Origin of the sequence: Lysobacter sp. CCNWLW3, assembly GCF_036697405.1 — a bacterium.
In the GTDB taxonomy this organism is placed as follows: Bacteria; Pseudomonadota; Gammaproteobacteria; order Xanthomonadales; family Xanthomonadaceae; genus Lysobacter.
The window spans coordinates 821,064-837,242 of sequence record NZ_JBAHWA010000001.1; the positions used below are offsets into that span (position 1 = coordinate 821,064).

Below are 16,179 nucleotides of genomic sequence, written 5' to 3' on the forward strand. Positions count from 1 at the left end.
TCAACAGCCACCGCTTACTCCAGTTCGCGCAACATCCGCGCGGCCTGCTGGCGCGCGGCCAGATCGCCGTTGACCGCGACCTCGCCGAGCAGCTGACGCGCGCTTTCGTGATCGCCCAGGTCCATGTAGGCGCGCGCCAGTTCCAGGCGCTCCTGGCCCGGCTGCGCGGCCAGCAAGGGTTCCTGCACCGGCTGCTCGCCATGACCGACCGCGGCCACGTGCCAGGCCGGGACCTTGCGCTCGTTGGCGGGCGCGGCCTGCGGGGTGGTCCAGAACGGGGCCGTGGCCCCAACGGGCGTCGCCGCGGCCGGGGTCGGCGCCGCGACCGGCTCGGCCGCCGCGGGCTCGGGCGCCGGCTCGGCGAAGGCGTCGGCGATCGAAGGACCGGCGGCGCCGGCCGCGAGCGGCGCGCGGAACACCGGCTTGGACGGGCGCCGGCGCATGAACCACGCGCCGAACGCCGCCAGCAGCAATACCGCGCCGGTGATCGCCCACGGCAGCATCGCGCCGCCCTGGGCGGCGGCCTGCTTCTGATTGGAGTCGGCCAGGCGCTGCTGCGCCGCGGCCAGTTCGGTGTCCTTGAGCTGGATCAGCTGTTGCTGCTGCTTCTGCAGTTGCTCCAACTCGGCGACGCGGCCCTTGAGGTCGCTGAGTTCGGCCTCGCGTGCGGCCAGCGATTCCTTGGATTCTTGCAGTTCCTGTCGCAGCATCTGGCCCTCGCCCCCGGCATTGATGCCGGACTGTGTACCCGCCCGCGCGGCGCGGCTGGCGCCGGGCGGGACGATTTCCAGACGCGCACCGGCCGAGGCCGCCGCGTCCGTCGCAGCGCCGGCGCTGGTGGCGGCCGCACGCGGCGCCGTCGCCAGCGGTACCGGCTCCACCGCCGGCTGCGGCGCCGGACGGCGCGCCTGGCGCCACTGCTGGATCTGGCTGCGCACCAGCGCGCTGGCTTCGCCGGCGTCGATGCTGGCCACTTCGTTGCCGCTGGGCACACGCAGGATCGCGCCTTGCTTGAGGCGATTGACGTCGCCGCCGATGAAGGCGTCGGGGTTGGCGCGCAACAGCGCGACCATGGTCTGGTCCAGGCTGGTGCCCTCGCCCAGGTCCAGCCCGCTGGCGATGCGCGACAAGGCGTCGCCGCGCTTGACCTCGATCGACCCGTCCGCGCCGCTCGGCGGTGCGGCGTCCAAGGACGGTACCGGGGTCGGCGCGGGCGGCGCGATCGCGATCGCGGTCGGGCGCTCGGGGAAGGCGTTGCCGGGCGTGGCCGGCACCGCGTCGACGGCGGCCGGGTCCGGCACCACCGCGGCCGGATCGGTCGGGGTGTCGCTGGCGATCACCGCCGCCGGGTCCAGCGGACGCTCGATCAGATTGGACGGCGCCGACACCGGCGCCTCGATCGGCGGTTGCAGCGGCGCCGATACGGTCTTGGGAGTGTCGATCAGCGCCGAGTACTCGCGCACCAGACGGCCCTGGCCCCAGTCGACCTCGACCAGGAAGGTCACCAGCGGCTGGTTCACCGGCTGCTGGCTGGTCACCCGGATCACCGGGTTGCCGCGCGCGTCCAGGGCAACCTGGAACTGCAGGTCCGAGACGATGCCCTGCGGCGGCATCAGGCCGATGCGGGTGAAGGTCTCCGGCGAGGCCAGGCGCGCCTGCAGCTGTTCGAGTTCGGCGGGGTCGCTGGAGACGATCGGGATCTCCGCCAGCAGGGGCTGGTCGGAACGCGATTTGACCTCGATCTGGCCCAGACCGAGCGCGCAGGCGCCGCCGCTGGCCAATGCCAGCGCCAGTGCCAACGCGGTACGCGCGAAACGATGCTTCACTTCGAATGTCACTCCCTGTCCCCTGGCGGCGACTCTAGCCGCCGCCACGGTTAATACGCAATGCGGCCGCGATACGGTCACATTACGCCCTGCACCTGGTTTTAGGCGGCCTGTCGGCCGCCCCGGCTCAGGCCGCGTGCTGCGCGCGCTGCTCGGCCCAGACCAGCTCGGCCAGTTGCACGGCGTTGAGCGCCGCGCCCTTGCGGATGTTGTCGGCCACCACCCACATCGCCAGACCGCGCGGGTGCGAGATGTCGTCGCGGATGCGTCCGACATAGACCGGATCCTGGCCGGAGGCGTGGGTGACCGGGGTCGGATAACCGCCGCCGACCGCCTCGTCCACCACTTCCAGGCCCGGCGCGCCTTCCAGCAGCTTGCGCGCGTCGGCCGCGCTGAGCTTCTCGCGGGTCTCGATGTGCACCGCCTCGGAGTGGGCGTAGAACACCGGCACCCGCACCACGGTCGCGTTCACGCCGATCGAGTCGTCGCCGAGGATCTTGCGGGTCTCCCAGACCAGCTTCATCTCTTCGGTGGTGTAGCCGTTGTCGGTGAAGTCGCCGCCGTGCGGGATCACGTTGAACGCGATCTGCACCGGGTAGACCTCGGCCTTGGTCTCCTGAAAGTTCAGCAGGCCCGCGGTCTGGCGGCCCAGTTCTTCCAGCGCGCGCCGGCCGGTGCCGGACACCGACTGATAGGTGGCGACATTGATGCGCTCGATGCCGACCTTGCGGTGGATCGGCGCCAGCGCCACCAGCATCTGCATGGTCGAGCAGTTCGGGTTGGCGATGATGCCGCGCGGGCGGTTGGCGACCTGCTCCGGATTGACTTCGCTGATCACCAGCGGGATGTCGTCGTCGTAACGGAAGGCCGAGGAGTTGTCGATCACCACCGCGCCGGCCGCGGCGAACTTGGGCGCGTATTCCTTGGACACCGAACCGCCGGCCGAGAACAGCGCGATATCGACGCCGGACGGATCGAACGTGGCCAGGTCCTCAATGACCAGGGTTTTGCCTTCGAACTGAATTTTCTCGCCCGCCGAGCGTTCGCTCGCCAACACATGCAGCCGGCCGATCGGGAATTTCCGCTCGGCGAGGATCTTCAGCATGGTTTCACCGACCGCTCCGGTAGCACCGACCACGGCGACATTGCAGGACGTCTTGGCGTTCATCAGTTTCGATTTACCTGGCTTGGGGGCCGCCGGACCCATTTCCGGCGGGTGTTGCTTGAAAGCGGGGATTCGCGATTGGGGATTCGGGATTCGCAGGAGCGATTCGGGCCACTGGCCGCTCCGATCCCAATCCCGGCCTCCCGATTATCGGCTAAGCGCAGCGACAATGGCGGATCGGCGTTCGCAATCGGCGAACGCGACGCGCGCGGCGGGTTCAGGCGCCGCGTTTTCGGGCGTGGGCCAGCGCGTCGGCGTTGAGCGGCGACGGCGGGCGGCCGGCATCGGGACCGTGGCCCAGGGCGGCGGTCAGGTTGGCCACCGCCAGCGCGACCATGGCCCGGCGCGTGGCCAGGCTGGCGCTGGCGATGTGCGGGGTCAGGACCACGTTGCGCAACGCCAGCAGGCGCGGATTGACCGCCGGCTCGCCTTCGAACACGTCCAGGCCCGCCGCGGCCAGGCGCCCGCCGGCCAAGGCATCGGCCAGCGCCTCTTCGTCGATCAGTCCGCCGCGGGCGATGTTGGTGAGGGTGGCGTGCGGACGCAGCCGGGCCAGCGCCACGGCATCGACCAGATGGTGGTTCTGCGGCGCGTACGGCAGCACCAGGATCAGATGATCGGCGCGCTCGAACAGGGCCTCGAAGCCGACGTACTCGGCGGCGTGCTCGCGCTCCACCGGCTCCGGCAGGCGGCTGCGGTTGTGGTAGAGCACGCGCATGCCGAAGCCCGACGCACGCCGGGCGATGCCGCGGCCGATCCGGCCCATGCCGAGGATGCCCAGGGTGGCGCCGTGGATGTCGCCGCCCAACAACGATTCGAAGCTCCATTGCCGCCAATGGCCATCGCGCAGCCAGCGTTCGGCCTCGGTGATCCGGCGCGCGGCCGCCATCATCAGGGCGAAGCCGAAATCGGCGGTGGTCTCGGTCAGCACGTCGGGCGTGTTGGTGGCCAGGATCCCGGCCGCGCTCAGCGCCGCCAGGTCCAGGTTGTTGTAGCCGACGCCGACATTGGCGATCGCGCGCAGGCGCGATGCGCCGGCCACCTGGGCCGCGCCGATCGCGTCGTTGAGGGTGACCAGGGCGCCATCGGCGCCGCTTAGGGCCGCGGCGACCGCATCCGGGCCGTGCTGGGTGACCGCATCGGTGCGGACGACATCGAAGTGCTGGTCCAGCCGCGCGACGATGTCGGCGAACAGCGGTTGCGAGACCCAGACGCGCGGACGCTCAGCCATCCGCATCGCCGGCCGGGATCCGCGGCGTCACCTCGCCGACATCGCCGCATTGGGCGCGGTGGCGCAGGGCCTGGTCCATCAGCACCAGCGCGACCATGGCCTCGCAGATCGGCGTGGCGCGGATGCCGACGCAGGGGTCGTGGCGGCCGGTGGTGACCACCTCGACCTCGTTGCCGTGCACGTCCAGGCCGCGCCCGGGCAGGCGCAGGCTGGAGGTCGGCTTGAATGCGGTCGAGCAATGCAGCTGCTGACCGGTGCTGATGCCGCCGAGGATGCCGCCGGCGTGGTTGGAGGCGAAACCGGCGCGCGACATCTCGTCGCGGTGCTCGGTGCCGCGCGCGGCGACCGCGGCGAAACCGTCGCCGATCTCCACGCCCTTGACCGCGTTGATGCTCATCAGCGCCGCCGCCAGTTCGCCGTCGAGCTTGCCGTAGATCGGCTCGCCCCAGCCCGGCGGCACGTTGTCGGCGATCACGTCCACGCGCGCGCCGACCGAGTCGCCGGACTTGCGCAATGCGTCCATGAACGCCTCCAGCTCGGCGACCTGGGCCGCGTCGGGCCAGAAGAAGGGATTGTCCTCGACCACGCTCAAGTCGTAGCCGTTGGGAAATATCTCGCCGATCTGCGACATGAAGCCGCGTACCCGCACCCCGTGGCGCTCGGCCAGCCATTTTTTGGCGATCACGCCGGCGGCCACGCGCATGGTGGTCTCGCGCGCGGACGAACGCCCGCCGCCGCGCGGATCGCGCAGGCCGTACTTCTGCCAGTAGCTGTAGTCGGCGTGACCGGGGCGGAACTGCTCGGCGATCGAGCCGTAGTCCTTGCTGCGCGCGTCGGTGTTGCGGATCAGCAGCGCGATCGGGGTGCCGGTGGTGCGGCCCTCGTAGACGCCGCTGAGGATCTCGATCTCGTCGGCCTCGCGCCGCGCCGAGGTGTGGCGGGTCTTGCCGGTGGCGCGGCGGTCGAGGTCGTGGCGGAACTCCTCCGGCGCGATCGCCAGCCCCGGCGGGCAGCCGTCGACCACGCAGCCGATCGCCGGACCGTGGCTCTCGCCGAAGGTGGTGACCCGCAACAGGCGGCCGAAGGTGTTGTTCGACATGCGTCTCTCTCGTCAGCCGCGGCGCGCGCGATTCACAGCGCGCACGCCGCCAGTTCGGTTTCGGCTCACGCCGGCCCCGCGTCAGCCGCCGCGCTGGCTCGCGAGTTCGGCGATGCGGGCGTGATGCTCGACCAGATCCTCGCGCTCGGCGACGAAGATGCCCATCTGCCCGACCTTGAACTCGACCCAGGCCAGCGGCAGCTGCGGCAGCAGCTCGACCAGGGCGCGCTCGGCCTCGCCGACCTCGCAGATCAGCAGGCCGTGCTCGCTCAAATGCGCGGGCGCGTCGCGCAGGATGCGCAGCGCCAGGTCCAGGCCGTCGTCGCCGGCGCGCAGGCCCAGTTCGGGCTCGTAGGAATATTCCTTGGGCAGCGCATCGGTTTCGGCGTTGGTGACGTAGGGCGGATTGGTCACGATCAGGTCGTAGACCTCGCCCTGCAGGCCGTCGAACAGGTCCGACTTGCGCAGCTCGACGTTGTCGGCGTGCAGGCGGGCCTTGTTCTCGGCCGCCAGCGCCAGCGCGTCGTCGTTGATGTCGGCGCCGTGCACGACCCAGTCCGGGTGATAGTGCGCGGTCGCGATGGCGATGCAGCCCGAACCGGTGCACAGGTCCAGCGCGCGCTCGACCTGACGGCCGCCCAGCCAGGGCTCGAAACCGGACTCGATCAGCTCGGCGATCGGCGAACGCGGCACCAGGGCTCGGCGGTCGCTCTTGAAGCTCAGGCCCGCGAACCAGGCCTCGCCGGTCAGGTAGGCGGCCGGAATGCGCTCGCCGATGCGGCGCTCGAACAGCGCCAGCACGGCATCCTTCTCGTCCGGGGTCACCTTGGAGGCGCCGTAGACCGGGCTCAGATCGTGCGGCAGGTGCAGCGCGTGCAGGACCAGCTGGGTCGACTCGTCCAGGGCATTGTCGTAGCTGTGCCCGAAGGTCAGCCCGGCCGCGCCGAAGCGGCTGGCGCCGTAGCGGATCAGGTCGATGACGGTCAGTTGCTCGAAGGAAACGGAGGGCACGGCGGGTCCGGAACGTAGCAGGGCCGGGCATTATAGCGGCCCACCGTCCTCCCACGGCTTGGGCGCCCAAGCGGGAGCGCGGCCGCGGACCGGGATCGCTCGGCGGCGGCGCTCAGAGCTGCAATTCGCAGGACGCGGCCTCGGCCTGCGCCGCCACCGCCGACACCAGCGACCGGTAGACCATGGCCCCGACCGCCACCTGCGCGGCCCCGGCCAGCAGCAGCAAGCCGAACACCAGCCCGGTCTCGGGCACGTGCAGGGGCAATTCCATCATCAAAGGCAGGCTGACCATGGCCAGCCCCAGCAACCAGGCGATCGCCACCAGCTTCCGCGCCGCCCGCAAGGAGCGCGCCGCCACCGCCGCAGCCCCCTGCCCCGTGCCGTCGAGCAGCCGCCGCCCCGCCAGCGCCACCAGGCAGGTCGCCAGCACCGAGGCCCGGATCTGCAGCATCCCGGCCGTGATCGCGCCCCACTTCGACAGCTCGACGATGTTCAGGTTGGTGCCGCTGATGCCGAGCACCGCGATGGCGATCGCCAGCAGCAGCACCGCAAAACCGGCCAGCACCCCGCCTTCGACCATGCGCGCGGAGGCCGACCAATCGAAGTCGGCAGCGGCGTCTGGAGTTGAGTCCTTTCGGGTCATGGCACGGGTACCGCCCCTTCGATCCTGGTCCGATTGTCGCTTGATCCGTTCCCGAACGTCGAGTTGTCCAGGCCGGTCGGCGTGAGGCCGCAGCAAGCCGACTTACTGAACCTGTACCGGCAAGCTGCAAGCCCTGAACCTAACCGTCATCCTCGACCCTGCCGTGAATCGGTGGCGACTTCATTACTGGATCTGCTCCGGCAGGCTGCAGGCCTTGTAGTAAATCTGGCACTCCTTAGCACCGGACTCCTCGCACATCTTCATGCCATTAGCCGCAGCGATCTCAACGGTCGGACCGCTCTGGGAGCGGGAGTATCCGAAGCCCGCGATCACGACGGCACACTGGTTGTCGTAGACCAGATTGATCCTGCAGTTCTGTCCGCCCTTGGCGCGACAGTCCGCGAGCGCCCCGTTCTTGGCTTGTCGCTTGCTACTGGCCGCTGCCGATACTCCAATCCCAACGTTGCTCTCCCCAAAATCGAAAGCAATCGCGCCCCAGCGGCTTCGCCAACGCGGCCCGCCACCGCTTTTCTGGCATTTTGTGAGTCTGACATAGGCATGCAATTTATGACGCCCTGCTCCGGCCCAGGAGCCTGAACATAACCAGCAGGACATTGCCCCTCGGCACGCGCGCACAAGCTCGTATTCAACAAAACCACTCCCACGACGCAGCTCGCTCTCACGTTCATCTGCCCGCCCTGCGCGCAATCGACAGTTCAGTAGAACGCGTCATCTGATCCGAACCGGAAGACTACAACCGGAGTAATAGACGCGGCATCCTGCATCCAGCTCGTCGCATCTCTTCATTCCAACCTCGGTCGCGATTCGAACGGACTCCGCTCCTTGCGATAAGTACTTGGAATCGCCGGCGATCGTCACCGCGCATTGGTTGTAATAGACCAGATCGACCTTGCACGATGCCCCTCCCTGCGCTTTGCATCGAGCGAGCGCTTCCTTCTGAGCGGCCCGCTTCCTAGGCATATCCGACGCCGCACCGAAGGCAGATTTCGCACCGTCGGTCGCGATGGCTCCCCATCGCGTAGCCCACTTGGGAGCGGGCCCACTTGTCGATTCCGACTCCCCGCTTGGAATCGGGGCGCAACCCAACACTCCAGGACCGTTCTGTGGGTAGAAACCGGGAGGGCAGGTTCCGCCCTCCGCACGAGCCACATTTGCTGAAGACAAGATCAGCGCACCAAAGAAAATGAACGCGTCCCTCATTCTCGATTTCTCCTTGAGTCGGTAGCGACACGATCTCGCATCGGTGAGCCTACTGCGCCGCCGTAGGGAGAGCTCGCTGGATTGAGAGTCCCCGTGCCAACAGCGCTTCTGGGCTGAGCAGCCTCCACTGGCGGGGAATAGGCCCCTTCTTGACTCGCCTGAGTAGATTTCCCACCTCCTGCGCCCCCAAAGGCCGAGAACGTCGCAAAACTCCCCAGCGTCCCCTGGAAAAACATCGCAGCCGCCGGCGGCACCGTGACGATCAACACCGTCAGCAACAGCCCTATCCCGCCCTGCTGCATGGCCTGGGTCGTCAGGCCTTCGACGTCCGTGCCCAGGATGCCGTTGACGGCCTTGGCCATCCACAGCGCCACCGCCACGCGCGAGGCCAGTTCCAGCGCGATCGCGGTGACGGCGCTGAGCATCGCCATCGAGAACAGGGTGCCGAGGCCGTACATCAGCCATTTGCGGAACAGGTCCTTGGTCTGATCGAAGATCAGGCACAGGATGAACAAGGGCCCCAGCCCGACGAACAGGGCCAGGGTGAACTTGTAGAGCAGCAGCATCGCGCCGGCCGTCATCGGCGGGCTGGCGGTGCCGAAGCCGGCGAACAGCATCGCCCGCACCTTCTCGTCGTACATCTGCTGGTCGTCGTCGACGATCTGGACCGCGTCGATCGCGCTCAAGGCGACCTGCATGTAAGCCAGGTTCTCGTCGATCGCATCGGCGGAACTGCGGCCGTCGTCGCCGGTGAACATCCCGTGCACTTCGCGATCCAGGTCGTTGGTGAAGACCTGGTGCAGGTCGCCGCCGAACACCGACATGGTGGTGGCCACGCCGACGATCACCGCTATCCGGGTGAGGCTGGTGACCAGCGCGATCATGGGCTCGCGCGACTGGCCGGTGACGATGCGATAGCCGGCGACCAGGATCCACAGCGTGACCAGGGTCAAGGCGATGCCCGTGGCCCACGCCATGAACTGGCCCATCAGCGCCAAGCCGAATTCGTCGACCTTGACCGACAGGTAATCGTTGACCAACTTGAAGAAGGCGAACTCGCCTATGCCGGCCGCGCGCGGCGACCAGGCCTCCCATGCGGCGCCGACGGCGCCGCCCCACTCCCAAACTGCCTGCATCGTGCGCTTCCTGCTGGGGCGCAGGCCCCGGATTGGCTAAGACCACAACATCCCTTTGCGCCGCGGCGGGCTCAGGGCCTCAAGGCCGCCTTGAGCGCCGCGGCCTGCACCACCTGCCCGACTATGCCTTGCACGCCCTGCCCCTTCTTGCCGCGCATCGCGCGCTTGGCCAGGCGCGCCTGATCCCATTTCAGGGACTCGATGTAGCTGTGGTAGGCGGTCATGCGCGCCTGCCAGTAGTCCAGATCCATCGACATGCGCACCACGAAGCGCTGCACTTCGTTGTCGTTGGCGGCCAGGGCGCCCTGGTCCTTGCCGCCCTGGTCGCGCTGGCGCTGCACCGCCTGGAATTCGCGGTTGCGCTGGATCAGGGTTTTGAGCATGCGCACGGATTCGTTGTACTTGGCGTTCTCGGCCTGGACCATGCGTTCGCAGATCTTCTGCTGTTCGTCGAGCACGGCGCCGTCCATCTTCGGCTGCGCCGGCCTGAAGACCTTCATCACCAGCCCCTGCGCCGCGCCTTCGGCGCCGCCCCCGGCCCCGGCCGGACAGCTGTCCACCAGGCCGTAGTTGGGGTCGCGCTCGGGAAAGCCGTCCTCCATTTGCGGATCGCCGAAGTTCAGGCGCTGCAGACGGATCAGCTGTTGTTGGTAGTGGCTGTAGGTGTCGGTGTAGTACTGGTAGGTCTCGCCCCAGCGCTTGGCCTGCAGGCCGAACTCCTTGGCGTCCGCGAAGGTTTGCCTGAACTGCCCCAGGATCAGGCTCGGGTCCTCGACCACGACTTGCGCGGCCGCGGGCCCCGAGGCCAGGCCGACGACGGCCAAGAGAGCCAGCGCGCAGCGGCGCGGGCGCGACAGCGAAGGGAAACTCCATTTCATCGTATTTTCCTCGCGCGACTCATTTCGCGGCCGGCAACGCGTTTAAAGTTAATACGTAATTAATGCACACAAACTCATTACATCGGATCGCCTTCGAATTCATAATCGACGCGGCCACGATTGCATTTGTGATGGGTTTCGCGCCGCAAAACAAGAGGTGTTTTCCACCAGCGCCGAGCAAGTACAGCCAGCGCATGCAAATCCAACAGATAATGCGTGCCGACCCTCACGGATAATATTCAAGAAGCCACAGCATCGAAGCCGAGTCGCGATTATTTCGATGCCGAGGCAAGCCGGCCGGAGCACTCGCCCGCACGCGCTTCGCTCCCACTTCCACCGGCCATGGGGCCAGCGCCCGCCGACTCGGTACCGCCCCCGAAACGCGCGCGCTGCGGCGCTATGCCGCACCCGCCCGACGCGGCCGGCCCGGTATCATGTTCGGGATACCCCCGTCGGACCGGCCATGTTCAATCGCACCACCGTCATCGTTCTCGTCGCCGCGCTGGCCGCTGCGCTCGGTCTGTGGGCCGCGCAACGCCACTTCGGTTCGGCCGCGCCTTCGCAGTGGCCGCAGACACAGGCGGTGCGCCTGTTCTCGCCGGCACGCGAACTGCCCGATTACTCGCTGCGCCAGTCCGACGGCACGGCCCTGGTGCCGGGCGAGCTCAAGGGGCACTGGACCCTGGTGTTCCTGGGCTTCACCCACTGCCCCGACATCTGCCCGACCACCCTGGGCGAGATGGCGCAGGCGCAGAAGCAGTGGGCCGCGATCCCGGAGGCGCTGCGGCCGCGCGTGCTGTTCGTGTCGGTGGACCCTGAGCGCGACACCCCGGACCGCATCGGCGAGTACGCCCACGCCTTCCATAAGGACACCTTGGCCGCGACCGCCGACCTGCCGGCGCTGGAGCGCTTCGCCAAGTCGCTGAGCATGGTGTTCGCGAAAGTGCCGCCGCCCGAGGGCGTGCCGGCCAACCAGTACTCGGTCGACCACAGCGCCTCGATGGCCGTGCTCGATCCGCAGGGCCGCATGGCCGGCCTGATCCAGCCGCCGCTGGACCCGAAGGCGATCGCCGCCGACATGGCCGCCCTGACCGAGGCCATGCCGTGAGCCTGCTGACCCGCTTCACCTACGTACTGCCGCACCGCGCCCTGTCGTCGATCGCGCGCGCCCTGGCCTACTCCCAGCGCCCGACGGTCAAGCAGTGGCTGATCGACACGGTCACGCGCAAGTTCGGCGTCGACCTGTCCGAAGCCGCCGAATCCGACCCGCGCGCCTACCCCAGCTTCAATGCCTTCTTCACCCGCGCGCTCAAGCCCGGCGCGCGCGTCGCCGATGCCGACCCGCGCAGCCTGCTGATGCCGGCCGACGGCCGCATCAGCCAGTGCGGGCCGATCGTGGCCGGCGACATCTTCCAGGCCAAGGGCCAATCCTTCACCGCCGCCGAACTGCTGGGCGACGAAGCCGCGGCCGAGCCCTTCGAGAACGGCGTGTACGCGACGGTGTACCTGTCTCCGAAGGACTACCACCGCGTGCACATGCCCTGGGCCGGCAAGCTGCGCGAAACCGTGCACGTGCCGGGCCGTTTGTTCTCGGTCGGCCCGGACGCGGTGCGCAACGTGCCGCGCCTGTTCGCGCGCAACGAACGTCTGGTCTGCCACTTCGACACCGATTTCGGTCCGATGGCGGTGGTGATGGTCGGCGCGCTGCTGGTGTCGGGCGTGGAGACGGTGTGGAGCGGCGTCGAGATCCCGCGCTACGCCGACACCGTGACGGTCAAGGACTATCGCGGCGCCGACATCGCGCTGGACCGCTTCGCCGAGATGGCGCGCTTCAACTACGGCTCAACCGTGATCGTGCTGCTACCTCCGGGCGTGGCGACCCTGTCGCCGACGCTGGCGGCGGAAACCGCGGTGCGCCTGGGGCAGACGCTGGCCAAGCGGGTCGATTGAGGGCGCTTGCGGTTTCGGCGCGAGCGCCGGAATCCGCGCTCGCGCTCCGCCCCAGCCCCTCTCCCGCGAGAGAGGGGCCGAAGCTTGGCGAGACGACGCGCTCAATACACCGGCGTGGCCACGTAGGCCATGCCGGCGCCGGTTTGCGGATCGATCGCCTGGCCGCTGATGCGGCCGAAATCGTCGATGTCGGTGGCGGTGGTCAGGCGCGGGCCGTCGACGGGGAAATCCGGGATCAGGTCGCGTAGCCGGTACACCTGGCCGTCGCGCCACAGCACGGCATCGCAGGCCGACATGCTCGGGTTGGTGCAGGAACGCCCTACCGCGTGCCGCCACAGGTTCAGGCCGTTGCCCTGTGCGTTGAGATGGCCGGCCAGTTTCGGCAGCGCGCGCATGCCGCCATGACGCGTCCACAGGAACGCGCCCCAGTCCGGCGCGCCTTCGTCGGTGAGCGATTGATTGCCGAAGCCGACCACGTCGCCTTGCGGATTGATCGCCATCGGCGTGTTCCAGGCCGCGCCGCCGATGTCGCCCAGGACCGTGGGCCGGCCGTGTTCCCACAAGACCGCGCGGATCGCGCTGAACTTGCCGATCGCGTCGTCGCAGATGCCGGAGATGCCGACCACCTGGCCGCGGTCGTTGATCGCGGTCGCCGCGCTCACGGTGTCGCCGGCGGCGACCACCGGCGGCAGTTCCCGGATGCCGTTGCGGCGCGGCTCCCACAGCGCGGCGCGGAACTGGAATTTCTGCGGCAGCGTACAGCCGGCCGGGTCGCGCACCGCGGTCTCGGCCCAGCCCACGACCTGGCCGAAGTTGTTGGCACCGGTGGCGAAGCCGTGGGTGCCGCCGAAGGTGGGCAAAGCCTGCATGCGCCCGTTCTCCCAGACGAAGCCCAGGCATTGATAGCGCGGCGCGCCCGCCGGCCGGCCGAGCAGGAAGGCCGAGCAGCTCCAGTCCTCGTTCTCGCTATCGATCACGTTGGTCTCGGCGATGCCGGTGACGATGCCGCGTACGTTCTTCACCGGCCAGACCACCGCGCTCTGGCGCTCGGGACTGCCCAGGGTGCCCAGGTCGGTGATCTGCCGGTCGCGCCATAGCACGGCGTGACGATGCGAAGGTGCGGGCGCGGTCAGGGTGGAGCGGCCGGCGACCCAGCCAAGATCGTTGACGCTGGTGGCGGTGCTGGACCCGCCCAGCGACGGCAGGTAGTCGATGCGATAACGCGGTGGCGCGGCCTGGGCGGCGCCGATGGCGAACAGACTCAGACTCAACAGGGAAACGGACGGCGAGAGCTTCATGGCAGGGCTCCTTCGGGCCGAGCGCGGTCGTCGCGATGCGCGAGCGCGATCGGCGTGGACGTATCGACAATGCTGCGATTGCGCGCCGGCGGCGCAGCGTCTGTATGCGCTGGGATACGAGCGATTACTCGCCGTTTTCGGACGACTTCATGTCGCGCGGCGCAGGCGGATTTTCAGGCATCGCCCGTATGCGGAAAGATGTGCGCGAGCTGCGGATTGATGCTGCGAAGAACGTCGATTGGCGATGTTCCTGCTCGCCCAACTCGCGATCGAACGCCGCGATCGATGCCGGGTCGCGGATCAGCGCCTCCCTGCGGTGGATCGGCATGCGCGCGCGCCGTGCCGCTGCAAAAGCCGGCCACTTGTGGACACGACATCGACGCCGGTCGCAGCGCGCCGGCAGGCGCTACATCGAGCGCGCGGTCCGCTGGCTTTGCTGCTGCTCCTGCTGCTCGGCCGGCGGCATGGGCGCGGCGTCCAGGCGCTGCTGCAGCTCTTCACTGCGAACGCGCAGCGCCTCGCCCAGGGGCATCGATGCGATCCGGCGACCGGGATCGGCCAGTTCGCCCTGCACCACCAGCACATTGGGCTCCTGCCCGGGCGGCGAGCGCCCCAGCATCACGTGGTCGATGCGGTCGAAACGGTGCTGCGCGGCCAGGCAAGCCACGTTGAGATCCAGGCATGCGCGCGCATCGCCGCTGACCGCGCCCAGCTGGCCGTCCAGGCCGCGGGCCTGATCGCGCGCCTGCCGCAGCAGCGGATGGTCCGCGCGTTCGGGCGCCACCGGCACGTCCACGTCCACGTCCAGGCTTGCGCGCAGTCCGGGCGCGCGCGGGTCCACGTGCAGCAGCTGACTGACGTTGCCGTCGCGGGTCAAGTTGAGGTCGGTCGTGCCGTCGCGGTTGCGCACGCGGCTGAGGTCGTTGCGCGCAACCTCTGACCACTGCCCGTCCAGGTAGGCGCGACCGGCTCCGTCGCGGTTCCAGAGCACGAAGTCGTCGCCCTGGGCGTACAGCCCGGCGGTGGCGCGGTTGCGGCCCTCGGCCTGCGGGCGGCCGTAGGCATAACCCGCACCGCGGTCCAGGGCGTCGATGAACGCCGGCGCCTGTTCCTTCTGCAGGAACAGCTCCTTGACGGTGGTGTACTCCGCGCGCTGGTTGGGACGGCTCGCGTCCTGGCCCAATTGCGAAGGATTGGCCAAGGGATCGGCCAGCACACCCTGCCATGCGGTGTGCAAGGGGCTGCGCGTATCGGCGTTGCGTAGCGCGACCACCACCTCGGCACCGGCCAGGGTGGCGTCGCGGCCGGACTCCATGTAGTCGCCGTTGGCGCGCAGCATGCGGCCGATGGCCTGATTGACGTCGGCGACGCTGTCGTGGGTGCCGTTGTTCATGTCGCGCAGCAGGCCCGGCGCCCAGCGATCGCCGCTCTGATTCTCGACCTTGGCGACCATGGCCGCCAGGCGGATCTGGTCGTCGGGCGTGGAATTGCGGAACAACGCGGTCTGACGCACTTGCGCCAGAGTGCCGGTCATCAGCTCTTCGACCTGGGCCGCGTCGCGGTCGTGGATGTAGGTGACACCGGCATCGGAGCGCAGGAAGGCATTGAGGTTGCGTTCGATGCGCGCATCCATCGGCCGGCCGTTCTGGGCGTCGATGGTGTCGCCGTCACGGGCCAGGTCGGCGGCGGTCTGGCGGCGCTCGGCCGCGCTGAGCGCGGTGCCGGCCGGCTGGGTCGCGGCCCAGGCTTGGTAGGCGTCCAGCAGGGACGGGATCACTTCGGGGTGCTGGCCCAGATCGGTCTGTAGGGTGCCGATGGAATAGCCGCTGTTGCCGACCGGAGACATGCGGCCGGTGTCGGCGTCGCGGTTGCCGGCGAAGGACAGGCGCGTGGATACGTCGCGCCCGCCCACGCTGCCTTCGGAACCCACGCCGATGGCAAAATAGGCGACCGCGCGCAGCTCGGCGTCGGTCAGCGCGCGCGGCGCGGCCGCCGCGGCGGCGGGCGCAACTTGGTCTGCGGGTACGTTCATCGCGTCGCCTCCTTGGCGTGGTCGCGCTCAGTCTTGCTCGGCGTCTTCCTCGCAGCCGCTGGTGTCGTCGGGCACGGCCTGGCCGGCGCCGACCGGATGCAGTTTCAGATAGGGCCGATAGACGTCACCGGACTTGCGGTACCAGCCCAGCACCGCACCTTCGCGCGCCAGGTAGGCCGATTCCTCGCCATAGTTGGGGCAGGCTGGGATTTTGCCGCCGCCTTCGCCTTCGCTGCACAGGCGCAGATACAGACGGCCGTCGCGCAGTTCGCCCTGCAATTGGCCGCTGTCGCCGCGCGCGCGAGTGCCGTCATCCCAGCGGCCGCCGGCGCCGCTGCCGGACTCGGCCAGTTCCAAGTGAGCGCTGTGCTGCCAGCCGCAGGACTGGCGATAGGCCCATTGGCCCGAGAATTCGTTCTTCGGCGCCGCCATCACGACTGCCGCCGCAGGCACGGGCAGCGGCTCGGCGGAGGTCTGGTCGGGGGCCGCCGTCGCGGCCTGAGCCGTTTCGACAGCGGCGGCTTCGGGGCCGGGCGACTTGGCGGCGCAGGCCGGCAACGCCAGCATGGCGGCTAAGACGAAAGCGCTGAAACAACGTCCTGTAATCATGGGCCACCGAGGCTCCTGTCGGTGGGCCAGTAGTAGCACGAGGCTCGAACGGGCGACAAGACAGATCGCAGGCGCATAAA

Annotated in this window: 15 protein-coding genes; 2 read left to right on the top strand and 13 right to left on the bottom strand. The window is 68.9% G+C overall.

The genetic code is table 11. From position 1 onward, the window contains the following. Window positions 1–14 precede the first annotated feature (14 nt). The 9 genes from V1318_RS03700 to V1318_RS03740 all read right to left on the bottom strand — a co-directional run bounded on the left by V1318_RS03700 (window position 15) and on the right by V1318_RS03740 (window position 10,210). Window positions 15–1,826: a FimV/HubP family polar landmark protein gene (locus tag V1318_RS03700; protein WP_332937783.1), complete on the bottom strand. Its 1,812-nt coding sequence runs from the start codon at window positions 1,824–1,826 to the stop codon at window positions 15–17. 127 nt (window positions 1,827–1,953) lie between these two features. Further along, complete coding sequence (locus V1318_RS03705) at window positions 1,954–2,994, bottom strand: aspartate-semialdehyde dehydrogenase (RefSeq protein ID WP_332937784.1); 1,041 nt, start codon at window positions 2,992–2,994, stop codon at window positions 1,954–1,956. Between the two features lie 214 nt (window positions 2,995–3,208). After that, the gene (locus V1318_RS03710; RefSeq protein WP_332937786.1) at window positions 3,209–4,222 is read right to left on the bottom strand and encodes a D-glycerate dehydrogenase; all 1,014 of its coding nucleotides are present in this window, start codon (window positions 4,220–4,222) and stop codon (window positions 3,209–3,211) included. Next, a complete protein-coding gene (aroC, locus tag V1318_RS03715; RefSeq protein ID WP_332937788.1) occupies window positions 4,215–5,321 on the bottom strand; it encodes a chorismate synthase in 1,107 nt (368 codons plus the stop codon). Before aroC ends, V1318_RS03710 begins: the two co-directional genes overlap by 8 nt. 81 nt (window positions 5,322–5,402) lie before the next feature. After that, the gene (gene prmB, locus V1318_RS03720; RefSeq protein WP_332937790.1) at window positions 5,403–6,332 is read right to left on the bottom strand and encodes a 50S ribosomal protein L3 N(5)-glutamine methyltransferase; all 930 of its coding nucleotides are present in this window, start codon (window positions 6,330–6,332) and stop codon (window positions 5,403–5,405) included. Between the two features lie 112 nt (window positions 6,333–6,444). After that, window positions 6,445–6,975: a hypothetical protein gene (locus tag V1318_RS03725; RefSeq protein ID WP_332937792.1), complete on the bottom strand. Its 531-nt coding sequence runs from the start codon at window positions 6,973–6,975 to the stop codon at window positions 6,445–6,447. 183 nt (window positions 6,976–7,158) lie between these two features. Beyond that, window positions 7,159–7,539 (bottom strand): DUF4189 domain-containing protein, encoded by a 381-nt coding sequence (locus V1318_RS03730; protein WP_332937794.1) that lies wholly within the window; start codon window positions 7,537–7,539, stop codon window positions 7,159–7,161. A 653-nt stretch (window positions 7,540–8,192) separates the two neighbouring features. Beyond that, a complete protein-coding gene (locus V1318_RS03735; protein ID WP_332937796.1) occupies window positions 8,193–9,332 on the bottom strand; it encodes a type IV secretion system protein in 1,140 nt (379 codons plus the stop codon). Between the two features lie 71 nt (window positions 9,333–9,403). After that, window positions 9,404–10,210, bottom strand: a complete 807-nt coding sequence (locus V1318_RS03740; RefSeq protein ID WP_332937797.1) for a hypothetical protein — start codon at window positions 10,208–10,210, stop codon at window positions 9,404–9,406. A gap of 463 nt (window positions 10,211–10,673) precedes the next feature. Between V1318_RS03740 and V1318_RS03745 the strand changes: the two genes are divergently transcribed. Together V1318_RS03745 and asd are read left to right on the top strand one after the other, a co-directional pair. Then, window positions 10,674–11,318, top strand: a complete 645-nt coding sequence (locus V1318_RS03745; protein ID WP_332937799.1) for an SCO family protein — start codon at window positions 10,674–10,676, stop codon at window positions 11,316–11,318. Then, window positions 11,315–12,160, top strand: coding sequence for an archaetidylserine decarboxylase (gene asd, locus V1318_RS03750; protein ID WP_332937800.1), 846 nt, complete (start codon window positions 11,315–11,317; stop codon window positions 12,158–12,160). Before V1318_RS03745 ends, asd begins: the two co-directional genes overlap by 4 nt. A gap of 101 nt (window positions 12,161–12,261) precedes the next feature. Here asd and V1318_RS03755 read toward each other — a convergent pair whose 3' ends face one another. The 4 genes from V1318_RS03755 to V1318_RS03770 form a co-directional block, all read right to left on the bottom strand. Beyond that, window positions 12,262–13,458, bottom strand: a complete 1,197-nt coding sequence (locus V1318_RS03755; RefSeq protein ID WP_332937801.1) for a hypothetical protein — start codon at window positions 13,456–13,458, stop codon at window positions 12,262–12,264. A 124-nt stretch (window positions 13,459–13,582) separates the two neighbouring features. Continuing rightward, on the bottom strand, window positions 13,583–13,786 hold the full coding sequence (locus V1318_RS03760) for a hypothetical protein (RefSeq protein WP_332937803.1): 204 nt from the start codon (window positions 13,784–13,786) through the stop codon (window positions 13,583–13,585). Between the two features lie 78 nt (window positions 13,787–13,864). Beyond that, window positions 13,865–15,490, bottom strand: a complete 1,626-nt coding sequence (locus V1318_RS03765) for an XVIPCD domain-containing protein (protein WP_332937804.1) — start codon at window positions 15,488–15,490, stop codon at window positions 13,865–13,867. A gap of 27 nt (window positions 15,491–15,517) precedes the next feature. Continuing rightward, on the bottom strand, window positions 15,518–16,099 hold the full coding sequence (locus V1318_RS03770) for a hypothetical protein (RefSeq protein WP_332937805.1): 582 nt from the start codon (window positions 16,097–16,099) through the stop codon (window positions 15,518–15,520). Window positions 16,100–16,179 lie beyond the last annotated feature (80 nt).